At 68.2% G+C, this 15,560-nt stretch carries 11 protein-coding genes; 5 read left to right on the top strand and 6 right to left on the bottom strand.

Going from position 1 to position 15,560, the window contains the following annotated elements; all coding sequences use genetic code 11:
* Positions 1 to 316 precede the first annotated feature (316 nt).
* The gene (locus tag HII28_RS12995) at positions 317 to 1,663 is read right to left on the bottom strand and encodes an MFS transporter (RefSeq protein WP_170025764.1); all 1,347 of its coding nucleotides are present in this window, start codon (positions 1,661 to 1,663) and stop codon (positions 317 to 319) included.
* Between the two features lie 238 nt (positions 1,664 to 1,901).
* Between HII28_RS12995 and HII28_RS12990 the strand changes: the two genes are divergently transcribed.
* Both HII28_RS12990 and HII28_RS12985 read left to right on the top strand, forming a co-directional pair.
* On the top strand, positions 1,902 to 3,920 hold the full coding sequence (locus HII28_RS12990) for a DUF6807 family protein (protein WP_170025763.1): 2,019 nt from the start codon (positions 1,902 to 1,904) through the stop codon (positions 3,918 to 3,920).
* Positions 3,917 to 4,996 carry a M24 family metallopeptidase gene (locus tag HII28_RS12985; protein WP_170025762.1) on the top strand — a complete coding sequence of 360 codons (1,080 nt, stop codon included), beginning with the start codon at positions 3,917 to 3,919 and terminating at the stop codon, positions 4,994 to 4,996. The genes HII28_RS12990 and HII28_RS12985 overlap by 4 nt, the downstream gene beginning before the upstream one ends.
* 111 nt (positions 4,997 to 5,107) lie before the next feature.
* On the opposite strand, the gene HII28_RS12980 is transcribed toward HII28_RS12985, so the two are convergent.
* From HII28_RS12980 to HII28_RS12965, 4 genes are all read right to left on the bottom strand, one after another.
* Positions 5,108 to 6,190 (bottom strand): mandelate racemase/muconate lactonizing enzyme family protein, encoded by a 1,083-nt coding sequence (locus HII28_RS12980; RefSeq protein WP_170025761.1) that lies wholly within the window; start codon positions 6,188 to 6,190, stop codon positions 5,108 to 5,110.
* On the bottom strand, positions 6,187 to 7,098 hold the full coding sequence (locus HII28_RS12975; protein WP_170025760.1) for a 5-dehydro-4-deoxyglucarate dehydratase: 912 nt from the start codon (positions 7,096 to 7,098) through the stop codon (positions 6,187 to 6,189). Before HII28_RS12975 ends, HII28_RS12980 begins: the two co-directional genes overlap by 4 nt.
* Positions 7,099 to 7,225: 127 nt before the next feature.
* Positions 7,226 to 8,170 (bottom strand): NAD(P)-dependent oxidoreductase, encoded by a 945-nt coding sequence (locus tag HII28_RS12970; RefSeq protein WP_170025759.1) that lies wholly within the window; start codon positions 8,168 to 8,170, stop codon positions 7,226 to 7,228.
* Positions 8,167 to 9,537, bottom strand: a complete 1,371-nt coding sequence (locus HII28_RS12965) for a Gfo/Idh/MocA family oxidoreductase (RefSeq protein ID WP_346769303.1) — start codon at positions 9,535 to 9,537, stop codon at positions 8,167 to 8,169. The genes HII28_RS12970 and HII28_RS12965 overlap by 4 nt, the downstream gene beginning before the upstream one ends.
* A 171-nt stretch (positions 9,538 to 9,708) precedes the next feature.
* Between HII28_RS12965 and HII28_RS12960 the strand changes: the two genes are divergently transcribed.
* Positions 9,709 to 10,752 (top strand): LacI family DNA-binding transcriptional regulator, encoded by a 1,044-nt coding sequence (locus HII28_RS12960; RefSeq protein WP_170025757.1) that lies wholly within the window; start codon positions 9,709 to 9,711, stop codon positions 10,750 to 10,752.
* A gap of 99 nt (positions 10,753 to 10,851) precedes the next feature.
* On the opposite strand, the gene pyrE is transcribed toward HII28_RS12960, so the two are convergent.
* Entirely contained in the window at positions 10,852 to 11,385 is a 534-nt protein-coding gene (pyrE, locus tag HII28_RS12955) for an orotate phosphoribosyltransferase (protein WP_346769302.1), read from the bottom strand.
* Positions 11,386 to 11,600: 215 nt separating this feature from the next.
* Here pyrE and HII28_RS12950 point away from each other — a divergent pair, with 215 nt between their 5' ends.
* Together HII28_RS12950 and HII28_RS12945 are read left to right on the top strand one after the other, a co-directional pair.
* A complete protein-coding gene (locus HII28_RS12950) occupies positions 11,601 to 13,847 on the top strand; it encodes an alpha-L-rhamnosidase (protein ID WP_170025756.1) in 2,247 nt (748 codons plus the stop codon).
* Between the two features lie 378 nt (positions 13,848 to 14,225).
* The gene (locus HII28_RS12945; protein WP_170025755.1) at positions 14,226 to 15,557 is read left to right on the top strand and encodes an ABC transporter substrate-binding protein; all 1,332 of its coding nucleotides are present in this window, start codon (positions 14,226 to 14,228) and stop codon (positions 15,555 to 15,557) included.
* Positions 15,558 to 15,560 lie beyond the last annotated feature (3 nt).

The following is a 15,560-nucleotide window of genomic DNA, read 5'->3' as shown; positions in this document are numbered from 1 at the left end:
GTGCGCCTTTCGCTTCCCGAAGGTGCGCCTTTCGCTTCCCGAAGGTGCACGTTTCTCTTCCCGAAGGTCCGCGTTCTCCCCTCGAACAGACAGGCACCCTCGAGCGATACGATGCGCACTCTCGCCCGGAGAAACGTGCACCTTCGAGCGGAGAACTGCGCACTCTCGCGCGGTGAAACGCACACCCTCGCGGGGAGAGGACTACGCACCCTCGGGAGGAGAAACGCGCACTGTCGAGGGGACGAACGGGCACCCTCGGGGAAGGGACGAACGGGCACCCTCGGGGAAGGGCCGGGCGGAGGGCTCCGGGCGGGCGTCAGGCGGCGGCGTCGAGCGCGGCCGCACGGAACGGCACCGGCCGCGAGCGCCGCACCGCCCCGGCGAGCAGCACCGCCACGATGAGCAGCGCGATCGGAGCCAGCATGGCGAATGTCACGGAGGTCGCCTGCGCGAGGAGCCCGACGAGCGCCGGGCCGCCGAAGATGCCGACGTATCCGAGCGTGAGCACGCGCGACAGCACGATCGCCGATTCCGGCTGGTTGCCCGCAGCCGTGAACACCTGCGGGACGCCGCCGCACAGGCCGAATCCCAGGGCGGCCCATCCGACGAGGGTCAGCCAGATCGACGGCGAGAACACCACCACGACGAGACCGAGTGCGCCGAGGACGGATCCCGCCCGCACCACGGCAACGGGGCCCACCACGGCGGCGACGCGGTCCACCACGAGCCGGCCGACGGTCATGGACACGGCGAAGGCGCCGTATCCGAACGCGGACACCCCAGCCGCAGCGTGGAACGCCTGGGTGAGCTGCAGCGCACTCCAGTCAACGGCGACGCCCTCCGTGCACATCAGGAGCAGCGCCGTGATGCCCAGCAGCCAGGCGACTCGGGTCATCCGCACGCGTGGACGCCGAATGCGCACTGGCGCCTCCGGCCCCTCGCGAAGGTCCGGCCATCCAGCGGGTCCGACCGTCACGCCGTCGTCCAGCAACGCGTCGGAGGCCGAGCGGCGCACAGCCGGTACCGACGCGGATGCCGGTGCCTGCGCATCCTGCTCCGCCGGCGGCTCCTCGGTCTTCCGCAGCAGCCACCCCGCCGACACGCTCACCGCCACGACGGCGATGGCTGCCCCGAGCCCGAGCTGCGCCCGTCCGCTCCACCCCGCCCACGCTGTGACGAGGATGGTCAGTGCCCCGATGGCACCGCCCAGCGAGAAGAACGCATGGAACGCGGCCATGATCGGCCTGCCGTACGCCCGCTCGACGAGCACGGCCTGCATGTTCATACCGACATCGTTGAGGCCCATGCCGAACGCGAAGATGGTGAAGGCGCAGCACAGCACCCCGGCATCTCCGGCGAATCCAACGGCGACCGCACCGAAGGCCGCAAGGCCGAGGCCCCACAGGCACAGCCCGATGCTGCCCGACCGCTGCTGAACGCGTCCGCCCACCTGGGCGCCGGCGATGATGCCGACCGAGCTGATCACGATGACCAGGCCGAGGACGCCGGGCGTGATCCCCGTGTTGCGGGCGACGATCGGGATGATGCCCGACCAGGTGCCCACCAGGAACCCGGCCGTCGCATACAGCGCGAACACGCTGACGCGCGCGGCGCGCAGCCTTCCGCCCGCAGTCGACGCCGCACGGTGCTTGGTGTCGTACATGGCTCCTCCTCGGCTTCGATCCGCTCCACTCGGGACCGGTGACGTGGTGACGTCGAATGCCCGCAGCCGATTCCGACATCGGGCGTCCGCGAGCCCGAGACGCGGATCCGGTTACACTCCGAAGCGCGCGCCCGTTCGCGCGCGGAACCCTCCACATCGGAAAGCGCTTTCTGGCATGATGGAGTGCGGTGCGCGGCACGTCTCTGGCCGGCATCCGATCCCAGCGAGGTGATGGTCCATGGCCCTGTCCGATCCGATCCCCGACGTCGTCATCACGGGCGTCGGCGGCTTCGGCCGCGTGCACCTGACGAACGCCAGGCGCCTGCACGAAGCGGGGCGGCTGCGCATCGTCGCGCTCGTCGACCCGGCCGTCGCTGCGCAGCGCGACCACGACGGCGACCTGCCGGTGTACGCCGATCTCGACACCGCGTTGTCGCACCACTCCGCCGACATCGTCATCGTCGCGACCCCTCTCGACACGCACGCCGACCTCGCCGAGGCCGCGATGCGCGCCGGAGCGGATGTGCTGCTCGAGAAGCCGCCGACGCCGACGCTCGCGGAGTTCGAACGCCTGATCGCCGTAACGCGCGAGACGGGCAGGGCTGTGCAGATCGGATTCCAGAGCCTCGGCTCCGCAGGCATCGCCGCTCTCACCGATGACACGCTCGGGCTCGGACCCACCGCATCCATCGGCGCAGCCGGGCTGTGGACACGACCCAAGGCCTATTGGGCCCGTGCACGCTGGGCCGGCCGTCGCACACTCGACGGGCACTCCGTCGTCGACGGGGTGGCCACGAATCCGTTCGCGCACGCCGTTGCGACGGCGCTGCGGATCGCCGGATACGACACAGCGGACTCCGTCGAGCGCGTCGAGACGGATCTCTACCGGGTGAACGACATCCAGGCCGACGACACGTCCGTCGTGCGGATCAGCGGCCATGGCCGTCCGACGGTGACCTGCGCCCTGACGCTCTGCGCGCCAACGCCGTCAACCGAGGACCGCGGAGCCGTGGTGTCCGTCCACGGCGAGCGGGCATCCGCCGACTTCTCCTACACGACCGACGTGGTGACGATCGACGGATCCGACACCCGCTTCGAACGTGCAGACCTGCTCGAGAACCTGATCGACCACCGGGCGACCGGCGTTCCGCTCATCGTTCCGCTTGAGTCGACCGGCGCGTTCATGCGGGTCGTCGAGGCGATCCGGCTCGCTCCCGAGCCGGTCAAGATCGCACCGGAGAACGTGGCCTGGCAGGGCGAGGGATCCGACGCGTATCCCGTCATCGACGACATCGTCTCCATCGTGAAGCGAGCATCGGCCAGCGGATCCACGTTCGCCGAGCTCGGCGTGCCGTGGGCCGCCCCCGGACCCGACGGTGTCATCGCGACAGCGGTCGTGGACGGCATCACGGTGGCGGAGGAGCTCGACGGCGCAGGCACCATCCCGTTCTCCAGCCCTCATCCATACGCGCACCCCGTGCGCACCCTCGGCGGCGTGACGGTCACGGTGGCGCATCCAGCCGACCACGACTGGCACGTCGGCGTGTCCTTCGCCGTGCAGGACGCCGACGGCGTCAACTTCTGGGGTGGCCGCACGTACGTGCGCGACCGCGGATACGAAGACCTCGACGACCGCGGCCACATCCAGGTGGTCGACACGACCCCGTTGCCGCACGGCGTGCGGCACACGCTCGCCTGGCGAGGGCGGAACGGCGAAGTGCTCCTGAACGAGTCGCGTGAACTGCACTGGCATCCGCTCCCATTCGGCGACCGCAGCGCTTGGGCACTCACCGTCGACGTGGGACTGACGCCGGCCGGTGGCGACACCGTCGAACTCGGCAGCCCTGGCAGCAAAGGCCGCGAGAACGCGGGCTACGGAGGCTTCTTCTGGCGTCTGCCCGACTGCGCCGACGTCAGTGTCTTCACGGCGGATGCCACGGGCGAGCAGGCCGTGAACGGTGCGGTCTCCCCGTGGCTGGCCTGGTCGGCGCGGTTCGCGGCGGGACCGGATCACAATGGTGCGGCATCCATCGTGCTGTCCGGCGGGGACGAGACGACCGCCGCGGATCCGTGGTTCGTGCGTCTCGCCGACTACCCGGGCATCGGATCCGCCATCGCGTGGGATTCCCGCACTCCTGTGCCGGCCGACGGCCTGCGTCGCACCTATCGCGCCGCGATCGTGGACGGCGCGCTCTCGCCGATCGAGGCCGCAACCGTCGGCGACCTGCTGCGCGGCAGCCAGGAGTCGAACCGATGAACGATTCATCCGCCGCAGCGCAGCGGGTCTCGGATCGAGCCGTCAAACGCGCGAGGGTGCTCGAGCTGATCGATGCGGCGGAGGCGAAATCCGTTCTGCTGACGAGCGCCGCCGCCGTGTCCTGGTACCTGGACGGCGGACGGTTCGGCGTCAGTCTCGCCGCTGACCCGATCGTGGGCGTTCGGGTCAGCCACGACGCCGACGAGGTGTTCGCGACCTCCAACGAGGTGACGCGGCTGCTCGCAGAGGAGCTGCCGGCCGGCGTGGTCGTGCGCGATCGTCCGTGGTTCGAAGCGCTCGAGGTCGGCGGCAAGCCGACCTCGTTGCGCGAAGCACAACTCGATGACGGGCTGCGCGCCGCCCGAGCGGTGCTTCTGCCCGGCGAACGCGAGCGATTCCGTGCGGTGAGCGCGGATGCGGCACGAGTCGTCACGGACGTGCTGACGCTCGCGGAGCCGACGTGGTCCGAGCGCCGGGTGGCCTCCGAGCTGGCCGGACGCTTGGTCGCGGCGGGCGCGGATCCGCTCGTCCTCCTCGTCTCGGGCGAGGCCCGGACCGCGCTCCCGCACCCCTTGCCGACGGATGCCCCGCTCGGTCGTCGGGCGCTGATCGTCGTCTGCGCGCGACGCGACGGCCTGATCACGAACCTGAGCCGGTGGGTGTCGTTCGGGCCGGCGACGGCCGAGGAGAAGGATGCCCAGTACCGCATTCTCGAGGTGGAGTCGGCGGCCTTCGACGCGACCCGCCCCGGGGCGACGCTCGATCGCGTGCTCTCTGTCATCGCCGACGCCTACCGTGCGAACGGATTCGCCGATGACCAGTGGACGAGACACCACCAGGGCGGTGCCGCCGGATACAACGGCCGCGACCCTCGTGCGACCCCCGCCACGACGGATGCCGTGCACTTCGGCCAGGCCTTCACGTGGAACCCGTGGGTGCCGGGCGCCAAGGTCGAGGACACGGTGCTGGTCGCGGGGACGGCGGACGACCCGGTGATCGAGCCGATCACTGTCGACGACAGGTGGCCGGTCGAGACGGTCGCTGGGCGAGCCCGGCCGGTGACCTTGGAGCGCTGAGCCGTGCGCTCCCGCGGCATTCCGCCGCGACGCGCCGAGTCATAGGGCCGACGCGCCGTGCATCCCCCCACCGTTGCCGCCCGAGCGCACACACGCTGAGCGGATCCGGTGTCAGCTCAGCACAATCCCGAGTCCCGGGCGCCCGGTCGGCGTCGCGACTGTGCCGTCGATGACGATGGGACCGGGCTCGGCGAGCAGTCCCAGCCGCTCGAACGAGGCATCCTCGACGTCTTCGATCGGCGTCTCGGTCGCCAGCGTCAGCGAGAGCTGACCTGAGAGGTCTGGCAACAGGTGCGGGTACACCGGGATGCCGGCGGCCTCCGCGAGTTCGGCGATCGCCAGGAACGGAGTGATGCCGCCCACCCGGATCACGTTCGGCTGCACGATGTCCGCCGCGCCGAGCTCGATCGCCTCGCGGAACCGGTACACCGTGTGCAGGTTCTCGCCGAGTGCGACCGGCACCTCGATGCGCGAACGCAGGGCCGCATGCCCCAGCAGGTCGTCGGCGCGCAGCGGCTCCTCGATCCAGTGCAGGCGGAAGCGGCTCAGTTCTCCGACCGCGCGCTCGGCCTCATCCAGCGTCCAGAGCTGGTTGGCGTCGATGGCGAGGTCGACATCCGGTCCGATCGTCTCGCGCACGGCTGCGACACGATCCACATCCTCCGCGAGCGGATGTCCGCCGACCTTCAGTTTCACGAGCGAATAGCCGGCGTCCGCCCAGCGCCGCGCCTGCTCGACGAGCTGGTCGAGCGAGTAGTGGCGGTTCACGCCGCTGCCGTAGACGCGGAGGGATGCGCGGCGTTCGCCGATCAGATCGGCGACGGGCTTCTGCGCGGCGCGGCCGACGGCGTCCCACAGCGCGAGGTCGAGTCCGGCCATGGCGATCGTGGTGACGCCGCCGGATCCGGCCTCGTGAAGACGCTCCCAGAGCGGCGTCCAGAGCGTTGCCGGGTCGGCATCCCGTCCGACGGCGAAGTCACGGATGTCGTGGTCGAGCATGGCCAGCACGGAGTGCGCGCCGATGGTCGGCGTCCAGCTGAAGCCGTGGCCGGTGACGCCGGATTCCGTGTCTACCAGCACCTCGATCAGGTGATGCTCGGTGACGTCGGTGCCCCACGGGCGGATCAGCGGAACGTCGATCGCACGCGTGCGCAGCCCAGTGATCACCCCCAGCACGCCGGCCTCCGAGCTCATACCGTCGCGCCGACCAGGTCCGCGCCGACGGCGAGGATGCGCTTCAGCTCGTCGATCTGACGCTCGGACGGATCCACGAGCGGCGGCCGAACGCCACCGACGGCAAGACCGTCCAGTCGCACCCCGGCCTTGACGAGCGACACGGCGAAGCCCGGCGTCTCGTCGCGCAGGCGCACAAGCGGCAGGTAGAAGGCGTCGAGGATCTCGATGCGCCGCGCGTCGTCGCCCGAGACGTACGCCTCGTAGAACGCCTTGGCGACCAGCGGTGCCATCGCGAATGCCGCCGACGAGTACAGCGGCACGCCGATCGCCCGGTACGCCTGCTGTGTGAGCTCAGCCGTCGGCAGCCCGTTGAAGAAGGCCATGTCGTCGCGTCCGGTTGCGGCGACCGCTCGCACGAGCTGCTGGGCGACGCCCAGGTCGCCGACGCCGTCCTTGAATCCGATGACGCGCGGGTTCTGCGCGAGGCGGGTCGCCGCATCCTCATTGAGGTGCGCCGATCCGCGGTGGTAGACGATGACGGGCAGATCGGATGCCGCCAGCAGCGCCTCCACATACGCGACGGTCCCCGACATGGGGCCTGCGACGAGGTACGGAGGCAGGACGAGCAGGGCGTCTGCACCGGCATCCGCTGCCCGTTTCGCGCACTCGATGGTGTGCCCGAGCGGACCGCCGGCACCTGCGACGACCGGGACTGCGCCGTTCACCACGTCGACAGTGGCCTTCACGACCTCGCCGACCTCGGAAGCGCTCAGCGCGTGGAACTCACCGGTACCGCACGCCGGGAACACGCCGCCTGGCGCGTGCGGCAGACGGGATGCCACGTGCTCTGCCGTCAGCGCGGCATCCACCGAGCCGTCGGCCGCGTAGGCGGTCACGGGGAAGAACAGAACACCGTCGAATTGCATTTCACTCCTTAGTCGGTCTTCCGCTGGTCGGTCGGACGAGCGCTCGTTCGGTCAGCCGCTGCTGGTTGAGCGTGTCGACGTCGGCCTCGCGGGGCTGGGTTCGACGAGCTCGACCAGCGAGAGGTGCTCACCCGGCGGAACGGCGCTCGGCAGGCGACATGCTGAGCTCGAGCTCGGTGCGCCAATCGTGTCGAGGTTCCCAGCCGAGCAGGCGGCGCGCCTTCTCGATCGAGAACGCGGGAGCCGTGCCGGTCAGCCCGCCGGAGGCCTCGGCGGCCGCCGGCCAGTACTGAGGCATCAGTTCCGCGAGCGGACGGCGTGCGAGCGCGTCGGCCGCGCCGACGATGAACGTCTGGGCGTTCGGAATCTCGTCGATGCGCTCGAGCAGCGTGTCGAGGAAGTACGCGACGTCGCGGGCGTCCACATAGTTGAAGAGCGCGGGCGCGGACAGCGCGGCATCGTCGAGCCGCTCCAGCACCGTGTGCCCCTGCTGCGTCGGCGCACCGGCCCATTCCTCCGGCGCGATCACGTAGCAGGGACGGAACGCGGCGAGCCGCACATCGTCGCCCTTCTGCGCCGCGAACATCTGCATCGTCCGCTCGGCGAGCAGTTTGGAGAGCGCGTATGCGTTCCATGGCCTGGGCTCGACGTCCTCGTCGAGCGGGAGCCGCTCCGGCACCCAGCCGGCTGGCGATCCGTAGCCGAACACGGTCGGGCTGGACGCCGTGACGATCTTGCGCACTCCGGCGTCGACCGCGGCCTGCATCACGTTGTACGCGAGGGCGGCGTTCGTGCGCAGAATGTGCTGCTCCGGCGCACTGAACGGCACGGCGATGGCCGCGAGGTGGATCACGGCATCCGCTCGCGCGTTCCCGATCACTGCGGATGCCGCAGCGGGGTCGGTCAGGTCGGCCGCGAACCGCTCGGCGCGGATCTGCTGCGCAGCGCTCAGCTCCGAATCCGCGGGCATCGTGAGGTCGACCTCGATCACCTCATGCCCGAGCACCCCGAGCACGTCGACCACACTGCGGCCGAGGCGTCCGGAGCTGCCGGTGACGAGGATGCGACTCATCGAGCGGACTCCGATGCGGCCCCGACGGTTGCGCCGAGCTTCACGCCCAGGTCGAGGTCGTCCACCGTGACGGGCAGACCCGTCGCGAGCGACTTGTTGCCCGAGATGCCGACGGCGATGGCACGGATGCCATCCAGGTAGTCCGCCGCCCGGCCCAGATCGTCCTCGCCGCGGCCCACGAACACGTCCCGCAGCAGGATGGTGTCCCCGCCGCCGTGCCCGCCTTCGCCGACCGGGATCTCGACCTCACGGGGAGTCTCCCAGTGCCGCTGCAGCAGGATCCGCTCGCTTCGCGGACGCACGGTGTTCGCCCGCGACTCGTCCACGACTGCTGACGGATCCACGATGCGGCCCTCCGCATCGAGGCTCACGTCGCCGCGCTCCACGACGTCGAGCTCGACCCGCCCCTCTGTGCCGTTCACGGCGATGCGGTACCCCTCCCACGGGCTGTGCGCGTTGAGGGAATAGCTCATGCTCGCCCCGCTTGCGTAGTCGACGACGAGCGACAGGTTGTCCTCGATCGTGATGCCCTGGTCGAAGACATCCTGATCACGGCGATATCCGTCGTAACCTTCGTTGCCCAGGTACAGCTCGCTGAGACGCTCGTCGCGGCGCAGGTCCAGCGCGAACGGATCGTCGACGGGTGCTCCGGTACCCCGCTCGGGACGGGATCCGCCCCCGCGAGCCTCCCAGTTCTCCCGCCCGTAGAACCGCAGCCCACCCGATGCGAACACGCGCGACGGCACGTCCGAGATCCACCAGTTCACGAGGTCGAAGTGGTGGGAGGCCTTGTGGATGAGCAGTCCGCCCGAATTGGTCTTCTGGCGGTGCCAGCGGCGGAAATAGTCGGCGCCGTGCGACGTGTCGAGCACCCACTCGAAGTGCACGGACAGCGGCTTGCCGATCGCACCGGATGCGATCACGCGCTTGAACTCCGTGTTGCGCGGCGCGTAGCGGTAGTTGAAGGTCATCACGACCTCGCCGCCGGTCTCTTCGACGGCCTCGACGATCTGCCTGCTGCCCTCCTCGTTGACGGTCAGCGGCTTCTCGACGACGACGTTCGCGCCGGCGCGCAGCGAGCGGGACACGTATCCGGCGTGCGTGAAGTCGGGCGACGTCACGATCACGCGGTCGATGCGTTCGTCACGGATGACGGCCTCGAGGTCGTCCGGATGCCGCTGCACCGGCGCACCGGCACCCGGAGCGCGCTCTGCGATACGCGCCGCGTAGTGCTCCATGCGGCCAGGGTTGAGGTCGAGGATCGCGACGAGCTCCGCGACGTCCGCGTGGGCTCCTGTGATCGCGTCGATGTACATCTCCGCTCGCGAGCCCGTGCCCACGATGGCGTAACGCGTGCGTTGCGGCACGGTCATTCCTCTCTCTGTCCCCGCGTCGATGCGTGGGAGAAACGGTGTTTCGAAGTCTGCGAGAAAACGCTTTCTGCTAGCCTACACGATAGTGTGATCCGCAGCGCCCGCCGCCTGCGCGCACCGTGATTGTGCACCTGAAGCCCGCGCACGAAAGGCAGGTTCGCTCGCATGGCACGACGATCATCGACCGCGTCCAGCTCCCCGACGATCTCGGATGTCGCGGCTCGCGCCGGCGTCTCCCTGTCCACCGTCTCCCGGGTGATGAACGGCAGCACGACTGTCGACGCAGGGCTGGCCGAACGGGTGCGCGAGGCGGCCCTGGCTCTCAACTACACGGCCAGCCCGCTGGCCCGCAGCCTCGTGCTCGGCAAGACCCAGACCATCGCCGTTGTGGTTCCCGACCTGGCGAACCCCGTGTTCCAGTCCGCACTACGGGGGTTGACCACGGCCGCGTCGCATCAGGGCTATCACGTGCTCGTCGCCGACTCGTTCGAGAACGTCGGTGAGGAGCGGGTGCTCGCGGTCGAGGCCAGAAGGCGGTGCGACGGCATCGTGCTCTGCGCGCCGCGCATGTCCGTCGAAGCCCTTGACGAGCTGCTCCCGCAGCTCGCACCGGCCGTTCTGATCAATCGCGACTCGTCCGACGCCCTCGCGCCCTCCGTCGTCGCCGACTACAAGTCGGGCATGATGCAGCTGCTGTCGCATCTGTACGGCTTCGGGCACCGGCACCTCGCCTACATCTCGGGCGTGACCGCTGCGCAGTCCAACATCACCCGCGTCACGGCGATCCACGAGTTCGTGGCGGCGCATCCCGACACGACGATCGACGAGCTGCCGGGCGGGGTCGGATTCGACAGCGGATACGGCGCCGCCGACGCCGTGCTGGATTCCGGCGCAACCGCCGCCCTGGCCTTCAACGACCTCGTCGGCATGGGACTCCTCGGCGCGCTGTCAGAGCGCGGGGTCCGTGTGCCGGAGGACATCTCGGTGACCGGATTCGACGACATCCCCTTCGCCGCCTACACGACACCGCCGCTGACCACCGCCTCGGTGCCGATCGAGGAGCTCGGCGTGCAGGCCTGGGATCGACTCTGGGCGCTGCTCAACGGCCGGTCACCCGCGTACAACCTCTCGTTCGGACCGCTCGTCGTCGCCAGGCGCAGCACCGGCCCGGTGCCGGTGCCGGTCCCAGAGGCACCCGGCACCCGCTGAGGCCGCTGGGCCTCGTCGCACCTGCACCCGGGCGCCAGGGCAGGGAAACCTACCCATCCCGAATACGCCGGCCGAGCTGTCCGAGAGTGCCCGGCGGCGTCACGCGCGGGAGGCGTCCAGCATCCGCTTGGTCAAGACGGATCTCGTCGTCACCCCGATCGAGTCGAGCAGGTTCTGCCCGGGCTCCGACCGGTCGATCGCGCAGACGACGGTGCGAACGTCGGCGCCGAGCTCACGGAGGGCGAGCGCAGCGTTCCGCACGGCGCCGCCGGTGGTGATCACGTCTTCGATCAACGTAACGTCGAGGCCGTCGACTTCGTGGCCCTCGGCGAGCTTTCGCGTGCCGTACACCTTCGGCTCCTTACGTACGAACAGGGCGGGCAGGCCCGTCAGAGAGCTCACCATGGTGGCGATCGGCACCCCGCCGAGCTCGAGACCGCCGAGCATCTCAGTGTCGGACGGCAGCAGCGGGACCATCGCCTCCGCCACCCGGCGCAGCAGGTCAGGGTCGGTCTCGAACCGGTACTTGTCGAAGTACTCGGACGCGATCAGTCCGCTTCTGAGGGTGAACTCGCCTGACAGGCGGCACACCGAATCGATGTCTCTGGCGAGTTCACTGAGCTGAGCGTCCACACGTTGATCTTGGCATTCACCGGGCAGCGATCATCGGAGGAGGTCAGTGCGCCCGAGCCGCCGCGGTCGCGATGAGCGACACGCGCTTTTCGACGCCCGTTGAATCGTGACAGTGATTGCTTGACATCTCGTGCGGAATGCTCTTAGCGTCGGAGAGTATTTCCTTTGAACCGTTTCAAAAGAGAGCGATAATCACAATGACGTGGCTTGCCGAAATGATCGCCGCAGATTCAGCATTCGACGGTGCGCCGTTGTTCCGCTCCGAATTCGACCTCGACGAAGGTCATGGAAGCGTTTCCCGTGCGAGCCTCCGTCTCACGGCTCGAGGCCTTGTAGAGGCCTGGATCAACGGGCATCCCGTGTCTCAGGATGTTCTGACACCCGGGTGGAGCAGCTACGAATGGCGGCTGCGATACGCCACGTACGATGTGACCGAGCTGCTGGAGTCCACCACCACGCTCGGTCTTGCTCTCGGCAAAGGCTGGTTCGGCGGACGACTCGGGTGGACAGGGCGCGGCTGGTTCTACGGCTCCGAAGTCGCCGCTCTGGCGCAACTCGAGATCGAGTTCGCCGACGGACATCATCAGCTCGTCACGACGAACGACAAGTGGACGAGCGGCCCGAGCGCCGTGCTGGCCAACGATCTTTACGACGGTGAGACGATCGATGCCCGCTTGTCCGACGACGACTGGAAGCTCCCCGGCTTCGCGGGCGACGGCTGGGTCGGCGTGCACACGGTCGAGTTCGACTCGTCAACGCTCGCCCCCTACATCGGACCGCACGTCATCAGATGGAACACGCTGCCGGTCGCCGACATCATCAGCACTCCCTCGGGCAAGACCGTTCTCGACTTCGGACAGAACCTCGTCGGCTGGCTGCGGGTGCGCGTAAGCGGTCCAGCCGGCACCGAGATCACGGTGCGGCACGCCGAGGTGCTGGAGCACGGCGAGCTCGGGACCCGCCCCCTTCGCACCGCGCAGGCGACCGACAGGTTCATCCTGAGCGGCGGAGAAGACGAGTTCGAGCCGACCTTCACCTTCCACGGCTTCCGGTACGCCGAGATCAGCGGATGGCCGGGAGAGTTCGATTCATCGGCCGTCACGGCGGTCGCTGTCGGTTCGGCGCTGAAGCGCATCGGCACGATGACCACGTCGGATCCCCTGCTCGACAAGTTCCATGAGAACGTCGTCTGGGGCATGCGAGGCAACTTCGTCGACGTGCCGACCGACTGCCCCCAGCGCGACGAGCGACTCGGGTGGACCGGCGACATCGCGGCCTTCGCCCCGACGGCCGCCTTCCTCTTCGACGTCGACTCGTTCCTGTCGGACTGGCTCGTCGATCTGGACCTCGAGCAGAGCCACCACGACGGGGTCGTCGGGTTCGTGATCCCCGACATTCTGAAGTACACCGATCGCGAACGACCCACCGAATTCGGTCCGGTCAGCTCGACCGCCATCTGGAGCGATGCCGCGGTCTGGGTGCCGTGGACGCTGTACCAGGCATACGGCGACAGGGAGGTGCTGGAACGGCAGTTCGGCTCCATGGCGTCCCACGTGCGCCGCGTGAAGTCCCTGCTCTCCGACTCGGGCGTGTGGGACGGCAACTTCCAGTTCGGTGACTGGCTCGACCCGGATGCTCCGCCTGAGGACCCGGCACGCGCCAAGGCCGACAAGGGCGTCGTGGCCACGGCGGCCGCCTACCGGTCGGCTCGGATCGTCGCCGATGTCGCGGCCATTCTCGGCCGCGAAGACGAACACGCCGAGTTCGACGCGATCGCGGCCGCGCTGCACCGGTCGTTCAATGACGAATACGTCAGCGCCGAAGGCGTGGTGAAGAGCGACTGCACGACGGTGTACTCGCTGGCGATCGTGTTCGGACTCCTGAACGCGGAGCAAGAGGCCTTCGCGGGACGGCGCCTCGCGGAACTCGCCGAGCAGGCCGGTTACCGCATCTCGACCGGGTTCGCCGGCACCCCGTTCATCACCGACGCCCTGACGAAGACCGGGCACGTCGACGCTGCCTACCGGTTGCTGCTGGAGCGTGAATGCCCCTCGTGGTTGTACCCCGTGACGATGGGGGCGACGACCGTGTGGGAGCGATGGGATTCGATGCTGCCCGACGGCACCATCAACCCCGGGGAGATGACGAGCTTCAATCATTACGCGCTCGGCGCTGTCGCCGACTGGATGCATCGCGTCGTCGGCGGAATTGCGCCGCTGACCCCCGGCTATGCCTCGGTCCTCATCGCCCCGCAGCCCGGCGGCGGACTCACCGAAGCCGACACTGCACTGGAGACCCCCCACGGTCGCGTGAGCGTGCACTGGAAGCTCGTCGACGGAACGCTGACGGTCGAGGCCGAGTTGCCGGAGGGCGTTGACGGCGTTCTACGGCTGCCGGGAGCCGACGATCGCCGGCTCTCCCCCGGCACCGTCGTCGCCAGCACCGAACTGCGGATGGCGTGACGCACCGGCGGCGGAATAAGACACCGACGGCGAGCCGTACTGCATTGCCTGCCGCCTCATGGCCATCTCGGTATGCGATGGCTCGCAATCCGCAGCCGTGGGGCTTCGGAGACAGGTGATCGCAGCACGACTTCCGTCGACGCATTGCCCTTGACTCGACCGCGAATGCGCACCATGAATCGATTCAGGGTCGAAACCGAACGAGAAAGCGCTTACCAATTCCGCTTTATCCGATTGTGACGGATTCCGGCCATGAAATCCTTGACCCCCTCCCTTCAGGGACGTATGGTTCGTGACATTGAATGGTTTCAATTGCCATTCGAGAAATTCCCGGTGGCGAGCGGAATGCACCGACTCGTAATACAAGGAGGTAACCGGATGAAGTTCTCTCCCCTGCGGCGCGCCCTGGTGGGCACCGCGTCCGTCGCGGCCGTTGCGCTGGCACTGACCGGGTGCAGCGGATTCGGCAGCACCGGCTCGAATACGGGAAGCAAGGTGACCATCACCTTCCTCACGCAGAACGACGCTGCCGACACAGCACAGGCCAAAGCGTTGATCACGGGCTTCGAGAAGAAGTACCCGGATGTCACAGTCAAGCTGAACACCCAACCGGCCGGCACCCAGGGCGACAACCTGATGAAGACCAAGCTGTCGACCAAGACGATGAACGACGTCTTCCACTACAACTCCGGTTCACTGTTCCAAGCGTTGAACCCGAAGACGACGATGACCGACTTGAGCGACCAGAGCTGGGTGAACGACCTCGACAAGAACTTCAAAGAGGTCGTGACGGCAGGCGGAAAGGTGTACGGAGCACCCCTCGGCACATCGTCGGCCGGCGGGATCCTCTACAACAAGAAGATCTATCAGCAGCTCGGTCTCTCGGTTCCCACGACCTGGGACGAGTTCATCGCCAACGGCAAGAAGATCCAGTCGGCCGATCCGAGCGTGACCCCTGTACTCCAGTCCTTCGGCGACACGTGGACTAGCCAGCTGCTCGTGCTAGGGGATTTCGCGAACATCAACAAGCAGGATCCGAACTGGGCCGACAACTACACGAACAACAAGGGCGATGCGAAGTACGTGAACGCGCCGGCGTTCGAGGGCTTCCAGCACACCTCTGAGATCGTTGCAGACGGGCTCGTCAACAAGGACTACGCCTCGATGACCAACGCCCAGGCGATGGACGCCCTTGCCACTGGCAAGGCAGCGCAGTATCCGATGCTCACCAGCTCCATGGCGACCGTGCAGCAGAACGAGCCGAACGACATGAACGACGTCGGCGTCTTCGCCATCCCGTCACCCGACGCGAAGTACACGTCGCTGACGCTGTGGGAGCCCAACGCACTGTACATTCCGAGCACTACGAAGGGGGACAAGCTCCAGGCCGCGAAGAACTTCGTTGCTTTCGCGAATTCCTCGGATGGCTGCACCATTCAGAACCAGACCGGAGCCGCGGCCGGGCCGTACGCCACGAGCGTCTGCAAGCTTCCGAGCGACGCTCCTGACTTCATCAAGGACGTGCAGAAGTACATCGACGACGACCAGGCGAGCCCCGCCCTCGAGTTCAAGTCGCCCATCAAGGGACCGAACCTCGAGACGATCCTCGTCGGTGTCGGCTCGGGAACCACGACGGCTCAGGTCGGTGCCCAGCAGTACGACCAGGACGTGAAGGCGCAGGCCCAGCAGTTGGGAATCAAGGGCTGGTGATCC

This window comes from Planctomonas sp. JC2975 (assembly GCF_012985205.1).
Taxonomy (GTDB): domain Bacteria; phylum Actinomycetota; class Actinomycetes; order Actinomycetales; family Microbacteriaceae; genus Humibacter.
This window is presented reverse-complemented; position numbering and strand designations above follow the sequence as displayed.